The organism is Rhodanobacter sp. UC4448_H15, assembly GCF_052978265.1.
In genome coordinates this window covers 1,744,823-1,760,307 of the sequence record NZ_CM129665.1, presented here as the reverse complement: position 1 = coordinate 1,760,307, position 15,485 = coordinate 1,744,823, and the positions used below count along the sequence as shown (strand labels likewise).

At 68.5% G+C, this 15,485-nt stretch carries 13 protein-coding genes and 1 tRNA gene; 5 read left to right on the top strand and 9 right to left on the bottom strand.

Going from position 1 to position 15,485, the window contains the following annotated elements:
* Positions 1-188: 188 nt before the first annotated feature.
* Positions 189-1,232, top strand: coding sequence for a dihydroorotase (gene pyrC, locus ACVCMI_RS07865; RefSeq protein ID WP_447099239.1), 1,044 nt, complete (start codon positions 189-191; stop codon positions 1,230-1,232).
* A gap of 121 nt (positions 1,233-1,353) precedes the next feature.
* Here the strand turns inward: pyrC and ACVCMI_RS07860 are convergent.
* The 6 genes from ACVCMI_RS07860 to murJ form a co-directional block, all read right to left on the bottom strand.
* Positions 1,354-1,429, bottom strand: a tRNA-Thr gene (locus ACVCMI_RS07860).
* 211 nt (positions 1,430-1,640) lie between these two features.
* Complete coding sequence (ispH, locus tag ACVCMI_RS07855) at positions 1,641-2,603, bottom strand: 4-hydroxy-3-methylbut-2-enyl diphosphate reductase (protein WP_395117515.1); 963 nt, start codon at positions 2,601-2,603, stop codon at positions 1,641-1,643.
* A gap of 111 nt (positions 2,604-2,714) precedes the next feature.
* Positions 2,715-3,212, bottom strand: a complete 498-nt coding sequence (lspA, locus tag ACVCMI_RS07850) for a signal peptidase II (protein WP_447099240.1) — start codon at positions 3,210-3,212, stop codon at positions 2,715-2,717.
* A 125-nt stretch (positions 3,213-3,337) separates the two neighbouring features.
* Positions 3,338-6,199, bottom strand: coding sequence for an isoleucine--tRNA ligase (ileS, locus tag ACVCMI_RS07845; protein WP_447099241.1), 2,862 nt, complete (start codon positions 6,197-6,199; stop codon positions 3,338-3,340).
* Positions 6,200-6,298: 99 nt separating this feature from the next.
* Positions 6,299-7,252, bottom strand: coding sequence for a bifunctional riboflavin kinase/FAD synthetase (locus ACVCMI_RS07840; RefSeq protein ID WP_447099242.1), 954 nt, complete (start codon positions 7,250-7,252; stop codon positions 6,299-6,301).
* 34 nt (positions 7,253-7,286) lie between these two features.
* Positions 7,287-8,897 (bottom strand): murein biosynthesis integral membrane protein MurJ, encoded by a 1,611-nt coding sequence (murJ, locus tag ACVCMI_RS07835; RefSeq protein WP_447099243.1) that lies wholly within the window; start codon positions 8,895-8,897, stop codon positions 7,287-7,289.
* A gap of 219 nt (positions 8,898-9,116) precedes the next feature.
* Here murJ and rpsT point away from each other — a divergent pair, with 219 nt between their 5' ends.
* Positions 9,117-9,380, top strand: coding sequence for a 30S ribosomal protein S20 (gene rpsT, locus ACVCMI_RS07830; protein WP_072760571.1), 264 nt, complete (start codon positions 9,117-9,119; stop codon positions 9,378-9,380).
* A 126-nt stretch (positions 9,381-9,506) separates the two neighbouring features.
* Here the strand turns inward: rpsT and ACVCMI_RS07825 are convergent, their stop codons facing one another.
* The 3 genes from ACVCMI_RS07825 to ACVCMI_RS07815 are packed head-to-tail and all read right to left on the bottom strand — an operon-like array spanning position 9,507 to position 11,897.
* A complete protein-coding gene (locus ACVCMI_RS07825) occupies positions 9,507-9,809 on the bottom strand; it encodes a DUF6587 family protein (protein WP_447099244.1) in 303 nt (100 codons plus the stop codon).
* A 10-nt stretch (positions 9,810-9,819) separates the two neighbouring features.
* Positions 9,820-11,655, bottom strand: coding sequence for a ferrous iron transporter B (gene feoB, locus ACVCMI_RS07820; RefSeq protein WP_447099245.1), 1,836 nt, complete (start codon positions 11,653-11,655; stop codon positions 9,820-9,822).
* Positions 11,652-11,897: a FeoA family protein gene (locus tag ACVCMI_RS07815; protein ID WP_395117501.1), complete on the bottom strand. Its 246-nt coding sequence runs from the start codon at positions 11,895-11,897 to the stop codon at positions 11,652-11,654. The genes feoB and ACVCMI_RS07815 overlap by 4 nt, the downstream gene beginning before the upstream one ends.
* A 114-nt stretch (positions 11,898-12,011) precedes the next feature.
* On the opposite strand from ACVCMI_RS07815, the gene ACVCMI_RS07810 reads away from it, so the two are divergent.
* From ACVCMI_RS07810 to ACVCMI_RS07800, 3 genes are all read left to right on the top strand, one after another.
* Positions 12,012-12,803: an enoyl-CoA hydratase-related protein gene (locus ACVCMI_RS07810; protein WP_447099246.1), complete on the top strand. Its 792-nt coding sequence runs from the start codon at positions 12,012-12,014 to the stop codon at positions 12,801-12,803.
* A 16-nt stretch (positions 12,804-12,819) separates the two neighbouring features.
* On the top strand, positions 12,820-13,332 hold the full coding sequence (locus ACVCMI_RS07805; protein ID WP_447099247.1) for a cupin domain-containing protein: 513 nt from the start codon (positions 12,820-12,822) through the stop codon (positions 13,330-13,332).
* A gap of 88 nt (positions 13,333-13,420) precedes the next feature.
* Positions 13,421-15,409: an acetyl/propionyl/methylcrotonyl-CoA carboxylase subunit alpha gene (locus ACVCMI_RS07800; protein ID WP_447099248.1), complete on the top strand. Its 1,989-nt coding sequence runs from the start codon at positions 13,421-13,423 to the stop codon at positions 15,407-15,409.
* Positions 15,410-15,485: the final 76 nt, after the last annotated feature.

Sequence of the window (15,485 nt, the reverse complement as noted above, 5' to 3'; positions counted from 1 at the left end):
CCCGCAGGGAGAGGGGCTTTTCTCGCCCTTCTCTCGCCAGCGACCAAAGGGGGAGGCTTCAATGCGCTGGCGGGCGATAATGGCCAGCGGTCCAACTCACTGCCGCAAACCTTCTGGACAATCCGCATGCCTCTTCGCCACACCCGCCCCGCCACTCCGCCCGCACGCCGCGCCACGGAACCCCGCCGATGACCGCCGACCGCCTCGACATCTGCCGTCCCGACGACTGGCACGTGCATCTGCGCGACGGCGCCACGCTGGCCTCGGTGGTCGGCCACACCGCGCGCCGGTTCGGCCGCGCCATCGTGATGCCCAACCTCAAGCCGCCGGTGACCAACGTAGCGCAGGCGGAGGACTACCGCCGCCGCATCCTCGCCAGCCTGCCGCCCGGCGCCCACTTCCAGCCACTGATGACGCTGTACCTCACCGAGGCCACGCCGGTGCAGGAGATCGAGCGGGCAAAGGCGAGCGGCAGCGTGTTCGCGGTGAAGTACTACCCTGCCGGCGCGACCACCAATTCACAGGATGGCGTGCGCGATCTGGAGCACGTCAACAGCGTGCTGGAAGCGATGCAGCGCCACGACCTGCCGCTGCTGCTGCATGGCGAGGTGACCGACCCCGCGATCGACATCTTCGACCGCGAGCGCGTGTTCATCGAACGCCACCTGATGCCGCTGCGCGCACGCTTCCCTGCCCTGCGCATGGTGCTGGAACACATCACCACGCGCGACGCGGCCGAGTACGTCGCCGCCGCCCCGGCCAACCTGGCGGCCACGATCACCGCGCACCACCTGCTGCTCAACCGCAACGCGCTGTTCGCCGGCGGCCTCAACCCGCACCACTATTGCCTGCCGATCCTGAAACGCGAGGTCCACCGCGCCGCCCTGGTGAAGGCGGCGACCAGCGGCAATCCACGATTCTTCCTCGGCACCGACAGCGCGCCGCACCCGCGCCACGCCAAGGAATCAGCCTGCGGCTGCGCCGGCGTGTACAGCGCGCACGCCGCGATCGAGCTGTACGCCGAAGCGTTCGACCAGGCCGGCAAACTCGACCGACTGGAAGCCTTCGCCAGCTTCCACGGCCCGGATTTCTATCGCCTCCCGCGCAACCAGGAGCGCCTGCTGCTGGAACGCAAGCCCTGGACCGTACCGACCGAGCTCGCTCTGGGCGACGCCACCTGCGTGCCGATGCGCGCGGGGAGCACGGTGGCGTGGTCGCTGGTCGAGAGTTGACCGTCGAGGGGCCCGGCGCCGCCCCACGGACGGACATCCGCGACCGTGCCTGCGCCGGGTTTCACGGCCGCAAAAGCAAGCGGCCCGATCCGGAGATCGAGCCGCTTGCGTGTGCCGTGTCTGGTGCCGGAAATAGGAATCGAACCTACGACCTACGCATTACGAATGCGCCGCTCTACCAACTGAGCTATTCCGGCAAAGAGCCGTGGATTTTACGGTGCCCGCGGTTGCCGCGCAACCGCGTAGGGCGGGCACTGCCCGCCGACCCTTGCGTGTTCGCGGCGAAGCGGCGGGCAGTGCCCGCCCTACGCCCTTGCCTTGTTTTTGTAGGAGCGCACAGGGTGCGCTCCCACTCGCATTGGTTCGCCGGCACTCATCGCGACAACCGGATGTCCTGCGGTGACGGCGTCAGAAGCTGGCCGAACCGCTGGTGCCGACCACGCGCAGCTCCTTGGGCAGGGCGAAGGTGATGCTCTCCGGCTCACCGTCCAGTTCGCGCACCGCGCCCGCGCCCCACGACTGCAGGCGGGCGATCACGTCGCGCACCAGTTTCTCCGGCGCGGAGGCGCCGGCGGTCAGGCCGATGCGTTGCACGCCATCGAGCCAGTGGCGCTCGATGTGTTCGGCGCCGTCGATCAGGTAGGAGGGCACACCCTGTTTCGCGGCCAGCTCGCGCAGGCGGTTGGAGTTGGAGCTGTTGACCGAGCCGACCACCAGCATCAGGTCCACCGAGTCGGCGAGCCTGCGCACGGCGTCCTGGCGGTTCTGCGTGGCGTAGCAGATGTCGTCCTTGCGCGGCCCCTCGATGCTCGGGAATTTCGCGCGCAGGGCCTCGATGATCGCCTTGGTGTCGTCCACCGACAGTGTGGTCTGGGTGACGTAGGACAGCGCGTGCGGGAATTTCGGCACCAGCGTGGCGACATCCTCCAGCGACTCCACCAGCAGGATCTGCCCGGGGTTGGCCGGGTTCCACTGCCCCATCGTGCCCTCGACCTCCGGGTGGCCGGCGTGGCCGATCAGCACCACGCTGCGGCCGATCCGGCCCAGTCGCGCCACCTCCATGTGCACCTTGGTCACCAGCGGACAGGTGGCGTCGAACACCTTCAGCTGCCGCTGTGCAGCCTCCTCGCGCACCGCCTGCGACACGCCATGCGCGCTGAAGATCACGGTGGCGCCGTCGGGCACCTCGTGCAGCTCCTCCACGAACACCGCACCGTCGGCGCGCAGCTTGTCGACCACGTAACGGTTGTGCACCACTTCGTGCCGCACGTAGATCGGCGCGCCGTAGGATTCCAGTGCGCGTTCGACGATGGCGATGGCGCGATCCACGCCGGCACAGAAGCCGCGGGGGTTGGCGAGCAGGATGTCCAAGACGACCTCGATTCAGAGTCCCGTAGGAGCCCGCTTGCGGGCGATGCTTTTGTTCCTGGCGTCGCGGGAAAAGGCATCGCCCGCAAGCAGGCTCCTACCGAAAGCCTATTATCACACGCTGTCCGCGGGCTTGCCGGCAAACAATCCGAATACGACCAGCATGACCGCACCCACGGTGATGGCGCAGTCGGCGAGGTTGAACACCGGGTAGTTCCACTGGCGGAAGTACACGTGGATGAAGTCGGTGACCTGGGCCGCATGCAGACGATCGACTAGGTTGCCCAGCGCGCCGCCGATGATGAAGGCCAGCGGCAAGGCGGTGCGCCAGTCGCGCCGCGGCGTGCGCCCCAGCCAGGCCACCAGCACCGCGCTGATCGCCACCGCCAACACCACGAAGAACCAGCGCTGCCAGCCCGCGCCATCGGCAAGGAAGCTGAACGCGGCACCGGTGTTGAACGCCAGCGTCCAGTTCAGGAAGCCCGGGATCACTTCATGCGGCAGGCCCATCGGCTGCAGGGCGCGGATCGCCCACCACTTGCTCAACTGGTCGAGCGCGATGACGGTGACGGACAGCCACAGCCAGGGGAGTGCGTTGGGTTTGGGATTCATGGAACAGGCTCGGCAATGAGAAGTTTCGGCGTTCGGCGCGGGAAGAGCCGGCGGGCGGTGCCCGCCCTACCGCTCCGTCGTAGGGCGGGCACCGCCCGCCGCTCCTGCAATCCACAAAACGTGGTTCAGAACCAGCGACGATCCTCGCCGGGCCCTTCGACGTTGCTGACGCAGCGGCCGCACAGCTCGGGATGCTCGGCGTGGCTGCCGACGTCGTCGCGGCGGTGCCAGCAGCGCACGCATTTGGCGGCATTGCTGACGGTGGCGGAAACCCATGCTTCGGCGCCTTCCACTTCCACCTTCATCGCCTCGTCCGTGCGCGGCGCCAGCGGGGCCAGGGTGAAGTCCGAGGTGATGAAGAAGAAGCGCAGCTCGTCGGCCACCTCGGCGTAGCGTGCCGCCAGCGCAGCGTCGGCATGCACGACCAGCTTCGCCTCCAGCGCCGCGCCGATCCGCTCGGCCTTGCGCATGCCCTCGAGCACGCGCGAGGCGCCGTCGCGGATCGCCAGCAGGTCGGTCCAGTAGCGGCGCTGCTCCGGCGAGGCCTGGGTCGCCGCCAGTCCGTCGTACCAGGTTTCGAACAGCACGCTGTCGCCCCGCTCGCCCGGCAACTGCTGCCAGATTTCCTCGGCGGTGAAGCCCAGGATCGGCGCCAGCCAGCGCACCATTGCCTCGGCGATGCGGTACATCGCGCTCTGCGCGCTGCGCCGGCCGCGGCTGTCGGTCGGCATGGTGTAGAGCCGGTCCTTGGTGATGTCCAGGTACAGCGCGCCCAGCTCGTTGGTGCAGAAGTTCTGGACGCGCGCCACCACCTCCGGGAAGTCGTAACGCTCGTAGGCCGCCACCACGGCCTGCTGCACGTCGAACGCCTGCTGCACGGCCCACTGGTCGAGCAGCAGGCTGTCTTCCACCTTCAGCAGATGCTGCGCCGGATCGAAGCCGTCCAGATTGCCGAGCAGGAAGCGCGCGGTGTTGCGGATGCGCCGGTAGCTGTCGGAGACGCGCTTGAGGATCTCGTCGGAAACCGACATCTCGTTGCGGTAGTCGGCGGAGGCCACCCACAGGCGCAGCACGTCGGCGCCCAGCGTATCCATCACCTTCTGCGGCGCCACCACGTTGCCCAGCGACTTGGACATCTTGCGGCCGTTGGCGTCCACCGTGAAGCCGTGGGTGAGCACCTCGTCATACGGCGCGCGGCCGTGGATCGCCGACGAGGTCAGCAGTGAGGACTGGAACCAGCCGCGGTGCTGGTCGGAGCCTTCCAGATACATCACCTTGTACTCGTCCGCGCTGCCGCGCTGCAGTTCCGGTCGCTGGCCGATCACGGCGAAATGCGTGACGCCGGAATCGAACCACACGTCGAGCACGTCGGTGACCTTCTCGTAGTCGTTCGCCTGATCGCCCAGCAGCGTGGCCGGATCGAGCGCGAACCACGCATCGACACCGCCCTGCTCCACGATCCTGGCCACCTGTTCGAGCAGCGCGACGGAATCGGGGTGCGGCTCCTGGGTGACCTTGTGCACGAACAGCGCGATCGGCACGCCCCAGGTGCGCTGGCGCGAGATGCACCAGTCCGGCCGGCCGGCCACCATGCCGGCGATGCGCTCCTCGCCCCAGCCCGGCACCCAGCGCACGTCCTTGATCGAGGCCAGCGCGGTCTTGCGCAGGTTCGCCTGCTCCATCGAGATGAACCACTGCGGCGTGGTGCGGTAGATCACCGGCGTCTTGTGCCGCCAGCAGTTCGGGTAGCTGTGCTCGATCCTGGCGAAGGCCAGCAGCACGCCGCGTCGGCGCAGCACGTCGATGATGGCGTCGTTGGCCTTCCAGATGTGCATGTTGGCCAGCTCGACGCCGTCGGCGGCCGGCGTGTCGGCGTGATACGCGCCGCGCGAACCGACATAGTTGAGCAGGCCGATGCCGTACTCGCGCGCCACCACGAAATCCTCCACGCCGTGATCGGGCGAGGTATGCACCGCGCCGGTGCCGTCCTCGGCACTGACGTGGTCGCCGAGGATCACCGGCACTTCGCGCGGGTAGAACGGATGGCGCAGCATCTGTCGTTCCAGCGCCTTGCCTTCGGCATGGCCGAGCACGGTCGCCTGCTCCATGCCGTAGCGTTGCGCCACGTTGTCGACCAGCGCGCTGGCGACCGCCAGCAGCACGCGGCGGCCGTCGCGCGCCGGCCCTTCGATCAACGCATATTCGAGATCCGCGCCCAGCGACACCGCCTGGCTTTCCGGCAGCGTCCACGGCGTGGTGGTCCAGATCGGGATGGCGACGATGGCATCGCCTGCGTCGACGCCGAATTTCGCGGCGAGCGCCTTCGCATCGACCGCGTCGTAGGCCACGTCGACCGCAGGCGAAACCTTGTCGCCGTATTCGATCTCCGCCTCAGCCAGCGCGGAGGCGCAATCGAAGCACCAGTACACCGGCTTGGCGCCGCGCAGCACGTGGCCGTTGGCCACGATGCGCGCCAGCGCGCGCAGCATGTCGGCCTCGTACTTGAAATCCATGGTGCGATAGGGGTGCTCCCAGTCGCCGAGCACGCCAAGCCGCTTGAAGCCGGCGCGCTGCGTGTCGACCTGCTCGGTGGCGTACTCGCGGCACTTCTGCCGGAACGCGGCGGCGTCGAGCTTGTCGCCCGGCTTGCCGAACTTCTTCTCCACCGCGATCTCGATCGGCAGGCCGTGGCAATCCCAGCCCGGCACGTACGGCGCGCGGTAACCGGCCAGCAGCTTGGACTTGACCACCATGTCCTTGAGGATCTTGTTGACCGCATGGCCGATGTGGATCGCACCGTTGGCATACGGCGGGCCGTCGTGCAGCACGAACGCGCGCTCGCGATGGGCAGTCTTCTGCTGGATCTGCGCATAGCGGCCCACCTGCTCCCACTGCGCCAGCCAGCCCGGCTCGCGTTTCGGCAAATCGCCGCGCATCGGGAAATCCGTATGCGGCAGGTTGATGGTGCTCTTGTAATCGTGGGTCATCGCGTAGGTGCCGTTGAAGGTGTTGCGGCCCGCCCATGGGCGGGCAAAGGCTTCTAAGTTAATGGATGCGCGGGCGCACAGGAATACTCGGGAACACGCTCACGCCCCGACCAGCCGCGGATTCATGCCCAGCAGCTCGCGCGCCCGGCGCGCGTCGAGCGCCATCTGCGCCTTGAGCGGTTCCAGTCCGTCGAACTTCTGCTCGTCGCGCAGCTTGCCGACGAACTCCACCGCCATGCGCTGGCCATACAGGTCGCCCTCGAAATCGAACAGGTGGACTTCCAGCAGCGGCTCGCTGACCTGGTTCACGGTAGGGCGCACGCCCAGGCTGGCCACGCCGGGCCAGCTGCATTCGCCCTCGCCCAGGCCCACGCGCACCGCGAAGATGCCCAGCACCGGGCTGACCCGATCGCGCAGATGGATGTTGGCGGTGGGATAACCCAGGGTGCGGCCGAGCTGGTTGCCGCGCTGCACCTTGCCGTCGATCACGAAAGGGCGGCCAAGCAGCGGCTCGGCCGCGGCGAACTCGCCCGCCGCGAGCAATTCGCGCACGCGACTGGCCGACACCCGCGCATCGTGCCACTGCACTTCCGGCATCGTGCAGGCGAGAAAGCCGCATTGGGGGCCCATCGCCTGCAGCAGCGCCACGTCGCCGGCGCGCTTGTGGCCGAAGCGGAAATCCGCGCCCACCCAGACCTCGCGCGCAGCCAGCCGCTCGACCAGCACGCGGCGGACGAAATCCTCGGCCGACATCGCGGTGAGCGCCCGGTTGAAGCGCAGCAGCAGGGCCTGCTGCATGCCGGCAGCGGCGAAGCCGCGCAACTTGTCGCGCACGCTGGAAATCCGCGGCACCGGCCGCGGCGAGAAGAACGCGCGCGGCAGCGGCTCGAAGCTCACTACCAGCGGGCTGCCATCCAGCTCGCGCGCGCGCGCGGCCACCTGCGCCAGCAGCGCCTGGTGGCCGCGATGCAAGCCGTCGAACGCACCCACCGCGACCACACTGCCACCGGGCGCCAGGCAAGGGCCGGCGACATCCCTGGAGAGTCTCATCATCGCGCGAGTATATAGAACGGTCGGTGTCGCGGCCTCACGCCGCGCGCAGATCGCGCAGGCGGAAGCCGCCGGCAAACAGGACGGCGACATAACTGGCCCCGCCGGCCAGCACCAGTACGGCCAGATGCCACAGCCGGGTCAGCACCGGCACCCCGTGGACCCAGTCCGGCCACAGCCAGCGGCCAAGCAACAGCACCGCCACCATCACCGCGCAGGCCGCGGCCAGCCGCAGCAAGTGGCGCGACCAGCCCGGCTGGCGCTGGTACACGCCCGCCCTTTTCAGCCAGTGCCACAGCAGCCACAGGTTGACGTAGGCGGCTACTGCGCTGGCCAAGCCCAGCGCCATGTGCAGGCCGGGCACGCGGGCGATGCCATCCAGCCACGACAGCTGCTTCAAGCCGGCCGGCGCCCACAGTTCGAACAGCAGCGCCAGGAAGACCACGTTCAACAGCATGTTGGTCAGCAGCGAAGCCACCGCCGCGCGCACCGGCGTGCGCGTGTCCTGGCGCGCATAGAACGCCGGCAGCAGCACCTTCACCAGCGCGAAAGCGGGCAGGCCGAAGCTCAGCGCGGTGATCGACAAGGTCGCCATGTGCGTGTCGTGCGCGGTCCAGTGGCCATGCTGGAACAGCGTGGCCACCAGCGGCCCGGCAAGCAGCATCAGCGCGAACATCGCCGGCACCGCGATCAGCAGGGTGATCCGCAGCCCCCAGTCCAGCGCCCGCGAGAAGCCGGCGGTGTCGGTGGTGACGTGATGGCGCGCCAGTGACGGCAGGATCACCGTGCCCAGCGCCACGCCGAACACGCCCAGCGGCAGTTCCAGGAAACGATCCGCCTGCGACAGCCAGCTCTGCGAGCCGACCACCAGCAGCGAGGCGATCACCGTGTCGAACAGCAGGTTGATCTGCGCCACGGAGGAGCCGAACAGGGTCGGCACCATCAGCCGCATGATCTTCCGCACTTCCGGGTGGCGCCAGCCCCAGCGTGGCAGGGTCAGCAGGTTGAGCTGCCGCAGCGCCGGCAACTGGAACAGCAACTGCAGGATGCCCGCGGCCAGGATCGCCCAGCCCATCGCCAGGATCGGCGTCTGCAGCTTCTTCGACAGCCACAGCGCGCCGGCGATCATGCACAGGTTGAGGATTACCGGCGTCAGCGCCGGCAGCCCGAAGCGGTGGAAACTGTTCAGCGCCCCGCCGGAGAGCGCGGTCAGCGACACAAACAGCAGGAACGGGAAAGTCAGCCGCAACAGCTCGACGGTCAGCTCGAACTTGCGCGGCTCGTCGATCGCGCCGGGCGAGAACAGCACAGTCACCTGCGGCGCGAAGATGATGCCCAGCGCCGTGATCAGCAGCAGCACCCCGCCCAGCGTGCCCGACACCCGCGCCATCAGCTCCCTCAGCTGCGCATGCGTGCCCTTCTCCTTCACTTCGGTGAATACCGGCACGAAGGCGGTGGAGAACGAGCCCTCGGCAAACAGCCGGCGCATGAAGTTGGGGATGCGGAACGCCACCCAGAACGCGTCGGTGGCGCCGTTGGCGCCGAACGCGGCGTTGATCGACATGTCGCGCACCAGGCCGAGCACCCGCGAAATCATCGTCATGCTGCTGAAGGAGAGCAGCCCGCGGAGCATGCTGGGAGACTTCATGGGCGGCAGTTCTACCTTCGGCGTCGTTCGCACGGGGCGCACAGTTTGACAGCCCGCGCCGGCAGGATCACGGCCCGGTTATGGCAAAATGCCGGCACCCCCGCAGCCGCGCGCCACGCCGGCTGCGGATAAAGCCGGCCAAGTGATTGACGCGTCGATGAATCGACCGCATAATTGGCGTCTTTTTCCACCCAACACACTGCATCCCGGAGTTCTACCTTGGCCAACATCAAGTCCGCGAAGAAGCGCGCGCGCCAGTCCGAACAGCGCCGCCTGCGCAACATCAGCGCACGTTCCATGGTCCGCACCGCCCTGAAGAAGGTCGTCAAGGCCATCGAGGCCAAGGACAAGGCCGGTGCCATTGCCGCATTCACCGTCGCCCAGCCGGTGATGGATCGCTACGCCGCCCGCGGCCTGATCCACAAGAACAAGGCCGCCCGCCACAAGAGCCGCCTCAACGCGAAGATCCGCGAACTGGCGTAAGCCGGCCACGCGATTCGGGTTGCATGAAACAGCCGGCGCAAGCCGGCTTTTTCGTGTCTGCACGTAGGGCGGGCACCGCCCGCCGCTTCGCCCACACGCCACAAGAGCCGGCGGGCATTGCCCGCCCTACTGCCGCGGGCGGAATTCGAGCGGCATGGACTCACCGGGGTGTGCGGCGGCCGGCGGTTTCGGGCCGCAGGCGCCGCAGGTGCTGCAGCCGTCGCTGCAGTCGCCGGTGGCTTCGATCGGCTGCAGGCGCCGGCCCAACGCCCGCGCCAGGGCGCCGCGGCCGGGCTGGTTGAAATGGATGGAGCCGGCGGCCAGCCAGCGGTTGGTTGTTTTCCGGGCCAGCTTGCGCAGCACGATCCACACGCTGGCCAGCACGGCCAGCGCGATCACCACGTACTGCAGCAACAGGCCGGCACTCATGGGCGGCTCCTCACGTCAGCGCCCTCGTCACCTGGTAGACGATGAACGACGCGGTGTAGGCCATCACGAACATGTAGCCGAACGAGATCGCCACGTTGCGCCAGGAGTCGGTCTCGCGCTTGATGATCGCCAGCGTGGACATGCACTGCGGCGCATAGGCGAACCACACCAGCAGCGACAGCGCGCTGGCCAGCGGGATCTGCCCGGCCAGCGCCTGGCCGAGCCCGCCGGATTCGCCGCCCACCAGGTAGACCGTGGCCAGCGCCGCCACCGCGGTCTCGCGTGCGGCAAACGCCGGGATCAGCGCCAGGCTGATCTCCCAGTTGAAGCCGATCGGCGCAAACACGTACTGCAGGCCGCGCCCGATGTAGCCGGCGAAGCTGTAGTCGATCGCCGGCAGCGTCGCGCCCTCGGGCGCGCCGGGGAAGGTGGAGAGGAACCACATCAGCACGGTCAGGCCCAGGATCACGCCCGTCAGCCGCCGGAGGAAGATCATGCCGCGCTCGTAAAGACCGATCGCCACGTCGCGCAGCTTGGGCACGCGATACGACGGCAGCTCCATCATCAGCGCATGCTCGCTCTTGTCGCGGCGGATGTGCTTCATCACCCAGCCCACCAGCATCGCGCCGAGGATGCCCGCCAGGTACAGCGCGAACAGCACGATGCCCTGCAGGTTGAACACGCCGAACACGTAATGGGTCGGGATGAACGCGCCGATCAGCAGCGCGTACACCGGCAGCCGCGCCGAGCACGTCATCAATGGCGCGATCAGGATGGTGGCGAGCCGGTCGCGCGGGTCGGTGATGCTGCGCGTGCCCATGATGCCGGGGATGGCGCAGGCGAAGCTCGACAGCAGCGGGATGAACGAGCGCCCGGTCAGCCCCACCGACAGCATCAGCCGATCCAGCAGGAACGCCGCGCGCGGCAGGTAGCCCGATTCCTCCAGCACGATGATGAAAAGGAACAGCACCAGGATTTCCGGCAGGAAGCCAAGCACCGTGCCCAGGCCACCGAACAGCCCGTCGTTGACCAGGCTTTGCAGCGGCCCGGCCGGCATCCACGCGGCGACATGCCCGCCCAGCCAGCCGAAGCCGTCGCCGATCGCGTCGGTCATCGGCTTGCCCAGCGAATACACCGCCTGGAACACCAGGAACATCACCACCGCCAGGATCGCCAGACCGAACACCGGGTGCAGGGTCCAGCGGTCCAGTGCGTCGTCGATCTCGGCGGTGACGCGCGGCATCGTCACCGTGGCCGCCAGCAGTTCGCGTACCTGGGCATGCAGGTCGGCGCGGCTGGCGGCATCGCTGGCTCGCCGCGGTGCGGCGGCGGGAACTTCGCCGTCGACCTGTTCGATCAGCGCCTGCGCGCCGCCGCGCTTCACTGCCACGGTTTCCACCACCGGCAGGCCCAGCCGGCGCTGCAGTTCCGACACGTCGATGACGATGCCGCGCGAGCGCGCCGTGTCCATCATGTTCAGCGCCAGCACCACCGGCCGGCCGAGGCGCTGGACCTCCAGCACGAAACGAAGGTGCAGGCGCAGGTTGGTGGCATCGGCCACGCAGACGATCAGGTCGGGCACCGCCTCGCCCGGATAGGTGCCGGCGCAGATGTCGCGGGTGATCTGCTCGTCCGGGCTGTTCGCCTCCAGGCTGTAGGTGCCCGGCAGGTCGAGGATCTGCAGCAGTCGGCCGGACGGCGCCATGAACCGCCCTTCCTTGCGTTCCACCGTGACGCCGGCGTAATTGGCCACTTTCTGGCGCCCGCCGGTAAGCAGGTTGAACAGCGCCGTCTTGCCGCAATTCGGATTGCCGACCAGGGCAATGCGCAGGGTCGATGCGCTCACGCAGCCACCCCAGTGCGCACGCTGACCCGCGCCGCCTCGGCAAGCCGCAGCGCAAAGCGCGTGAAGCCGATCTGGATCAGCACCGGGTCGCCGCCCATCGGGCCGACCGCCACCACCCGCACCGGTTCGCCGTCGACAAAGCCGAGGTCGCGCAGGCGCTGGGCGATCGGATCGGCCGCATGCACATCGAGCACGCGTTCGACCACGGCAAGGGCACCCTTGGGCAATTCGGACAGACGCACGGGCGGAATCCAAACAAGAATGGTTCGCATTGTATTCCTTTGCCCCTGCGCCTGCATCACGCCGGTGGTCGCGGCGCGCTGCGTTTATCATCGGGTTATTTGCCGGGACGACCGATGACCGACTCCATCCTCAACGAGCGCCGCGGCGCCGTGGCCTGGCTCACCCTGAACCGGCCTCAGGTACACAACGCGTTCGACGACAACCTGATCGCCGCGCTCACCGAGGCGCTGGCCCGGGCCGACGCCGATCCGGCGGTCCGCTGCGTCGTGCTCAGCGGCAGCGGCAGCACGTTTTCCGCCGGCGCGGACCTCCACTGGATGCGCGGCATGGCCGCCGCCAACGAGCAGGAGAATCGTGAGGACTCGCTGCGCCTGGCGCGGCTGATGCGCAACCTGCAATTCCTCTCCAAGCCGACCATCGCGCGCGTCAACGGCGCGGCCTATGGCGGCGGCGTGGGCCTGGTCGCCTGCTGCGACATCGCGATCGGCGTGGACGGCGCCAAGTTCGCCCTGTCGGAGGTGAAGTTGGGCCTGGTGCCGGCGGTGATCTCGCCCTACGTGGTCGCGGCAATCGGCCTGCGCGAGGCGCGCCGGTGGTTCGTCAGCGGCGAGGTGTTCGACGCCGCGGAGGCGCAGCGCATCGGCCTGCTGCACGCCGTGGTGGCGGGCGCGGAACTGGATGAGGCGATCGAGCGCCAGCTGCATTTCCTCGCCAAGGCCGGTCCGCTGGCCCAGCGCGAAGCCAAGCAGCTGGCGCTGCGCATTGCCGGTGCCGATCCGGCCACGGCCGAGCGCATCGACACCCAAAACGCCGAGCTGATCGCCCGCCTGCGCGTCTCGCCGGAAGGCCAGCACGGCCTGGGCGCGTTCCTCGACAAGCGCGCGCCGTCATGGGTCACCGGTTGACCACGGAGCCACGAGCATGACCAGACCGATCCTCAACCTTGCCGACGTGGTGGTGCAATCCGCCGCCGACACGCCGATCCCCGCCGGCCTGCCACAAGGCGCCACCGCCGAACGCTACGACCTGCGCTGGGGTGAGGTCGCCAGCCGTATCGGCGCGCGCCAGCTGGGCTGCAACCTCACCGTGGTGGCGCCGGGCAAGCGCGCCTGCCCGTTCCACAGTCACCGCGCCGAAGAGGAGATGTTCATCATCCTCGAAGGCAGCGGCGAGTTGCGCTATGGCGCCGAGCGCCACCCGGTCCGCGCCGGCGACATCATCGCCTGCCCCACCGGCGGTCCGGAAACCGCGCACCAGATCATCAACACCGGCGCGGCGGAGATGCGCTATCTCGCGATCAGCACGCAGTCGCCGGCCGAAGTATGTGAATACCCCGACTCGGCCAAGTTCGGCGCCTTCGCCGACGGCACGCCGGGCCGCTTCCGCCACCTCGGACGCCTCGCGGATGCGCGCGATTACTGGGAAGGCGAATAACGCCTTTGCTGCGCCGCGCAGCGGAGAAACATCGCGCATCTGCTAACTTTTGAAGGCTTTGCACCGACCGTCTGGCCAGGGAAATCGCATGTTCGAACGTGTACTGATCGCCAACCGCGGCGAAATCGCCTGCCGCGTGATCCGCACCTGCCGTCGCCTCGGTATCCGCACCATCGCGGTGTACTCGGAAGCCGACCGCGACGCACAGCACGTGCGGCAGGCCGACGAGGCCTTGCCGATTGGCGGCCCGCTGCCGGCCGAGTCCTATCTGCGCATCGACGCCATCCTCGACGCTGCGAAAAAGAGCGGCGCGCAGGCGATCCATCCCGGCTACGGCTTCCTCTCCGAGAACACGGCCTTTTCGCGCGCCTGCAAGGACGCCGGCATCGTGTTCATCGGCCCCGATCCGGAGAGCATCGAGGCGATGGGCTCCAAGGCCGCCGCCAAGCAGCTGATGGCCAAGCACGCCGTGCCGCTGGTGCCCGGCTACGACGGCGACGAGCAGGACAACGCCTGCCTCGCCGAACAGGCGCATGCCATCGGCTATCCGCTGATCATCAAGCCCTCGGCCGGTGGCGGCGGCAAGGGCATGCAGATCGTGCGCTCGGACGCCGAGTTCCCCGAGGCGCTGGCCACCGCGCAGCGCGTGGCGCAGGCCGCCTTCGGCGACGCTTCGATGCTGCTGGAACGCTACGTGGAGCACCCGCGCCACATTGAATTCCAGATCTTCGGCGACCGCCACGGCAACATCATCCACCTGGGCGAGCGCGAGTGCTCCGCGCAGCGCCGTTACCAGAAGGTGCTGGAGGAAACCCCCTCGCCCTTCCTCACCCCGGAAAAGCGTGCCGCCATGGGCGCCGCCGCCGTGGCCGCCGCGCGCGCCGTGAACTACGTGGGCGCCGGCACGGTGGAGTTCATCGTCGGTCCCGCGGGCGACTTCCACTTCATGGAAATGAACACCCGCCTGCAGGTCGAGCATCCGGTCACCGAGCTGACCCACGGCGTGGACCTGGTGGAATGGCAGCTGCGCATCGCCGATGGCGAACCGCTGCCGCTGGCCCAGCAGGACGTGGTCTCGCACGGCCACGCGATCGAGGTACGCCTGTACGCCGAAGACCCCGACCAGAACTTCCTGCCCGGCTCCGGCACGCTGCAGTCGCTGCGCTTGCCGACTCCCTCGCAACATGTGCGCCTCGACGGTGGCGTGGTCGAAGGCGACACGGTGACGATCTTCTACGACCCGATGATCGCCAAGCTGATCGTGTGGGACGGGGATCGCCCGAAGGCGCTGCAGCGCATGCGCGAGGCACTCGCGGCATGCGAGATCATCGGCCCGAAATCCAACATCGCCTTTCTCGAACGACTGGTGCGCCATCCGGCCGTGGTCGAGGCACGCATCGACACCGGTTACCTGGATCGCCACCTGGACGAATTCCTGGTCGGCGACGCGGCTCCGGCCGAGGGTGCGCTGTTTGCCGCCGCGACCGCCGTGCTGCTGCACGACGAATCGCACGTGGCCGGCAACGCGACCGACCCGCATTCGCCCTGGGCCCGCGCCGACGCCTGGCGCGTCGGCCACGCCGGCAAGCGCATCGTGGCGCTGGCCTGGCGCGACCAGCGCTTCGAGATCGAGGCGCGCGGGCACGCCGGCAATTATCAATTGCGCCGCGCCGAAACGAACTGCGAGGTGCAAGGCGCGCGCCTGTCGGACGACAACCTCGGCGCCCGCTTCGATGGCGAAGCGCGCCGCGTGCCGTTGCACGTCGACGCCGCGCACGTGCTGCTGCACGACGCCCACGGCCAGCGCTACAGCCTCGGTCGCGCGGCCGCGTTCGCGTGGGAAGCCAAGGACACTGCCGGCGGCAACCAGGTGATCGCGCCGATGCCCGGCCGCATCGTGCTGGTGAAGGCGCAAGCCGGCGACGCAGTCGAGCAGGGCCAGGAACTGCTGGTGATGGAAGCGATGAAGATGGAACTGGCCTTGAAGGCACCCCGCGCCGGCACCATCGAAAGCATCAATGCCACGCAAGGCGAGTTTGTCGAAGCCGACGCCGTGCTGGTCCGCTTCGCCGAATAAATCACCCGACCCTTGTAGGGCGGGCACTGCCCGCCGCCCGCCTATCACGCACAAGAGCCGGCGGGCAGTGCCCGCC

Bases quoted from the DNA above. Each gene is read 5' to 3' on its own strand.
- pyrC (WP_447099239.1), top strand. From the start codon at position 189: ATGACCGCCGACCGCCTCGACATCTGCCGTCCCGACGACTGGCACGTG.
- lspA (WP_447099240.1), bottom strand. From the start codon at position 3,212: ATGAATCCCAAACCCAACGCACTCCCCTGGCTGTGGCTGTCCGTCACC.
- ileS (WP_447099241.1), bottom strand. From the start codon at position 6,199: ATGACCCACGATTACAAGAGCACCATCAACCTGCCGCATACGGATTTC.
- ACVCMI_RS07840 (WP_447099242.1), bottom strand. From the start codon at position 7,252: ATGATGAGACTCTCCAGGGATGTCGCCGGCCCTTGCCTGGCGCCCGGT.
- murJ (WP_447099243.1), bottom strand. From the start codon at position 8,897: ATGAAGTCTCCCAGCATGCTCCGCGGGCTGCTCTCCTTCAGCAGCATG.
- ACVCMI_RS07825 (WP_447099244.1), bottom strand. From the start codon at position 9,809: ATGAGTGCCGGCCTGTTGCTGCAGTACGTGGTGATCGCGCTGGCCGTG.
- ACVCMI_RS07810 (WP_447099246.1), top strand. From the start codon at position 12,012: ATGACCGACTCCATCCTCAACGAGCGCCGCGGCGCCGTGGCCTGGCTC.
- ACVCMI_RS07805 (WP_447099247.1), top strand. From the start codon at position 12,820: ATGACCAGACCGATCCTCAACCTTGCCGACGTGGTGGTGCAATCCGCC.
- ACVCMI_RS07800 (WP_447099248.1), top strand. From the start codon at position 13,421: ATGTTCGAACGTGTACTGATCGCCAACCGCGGCGAAATCGCCTGCCGC.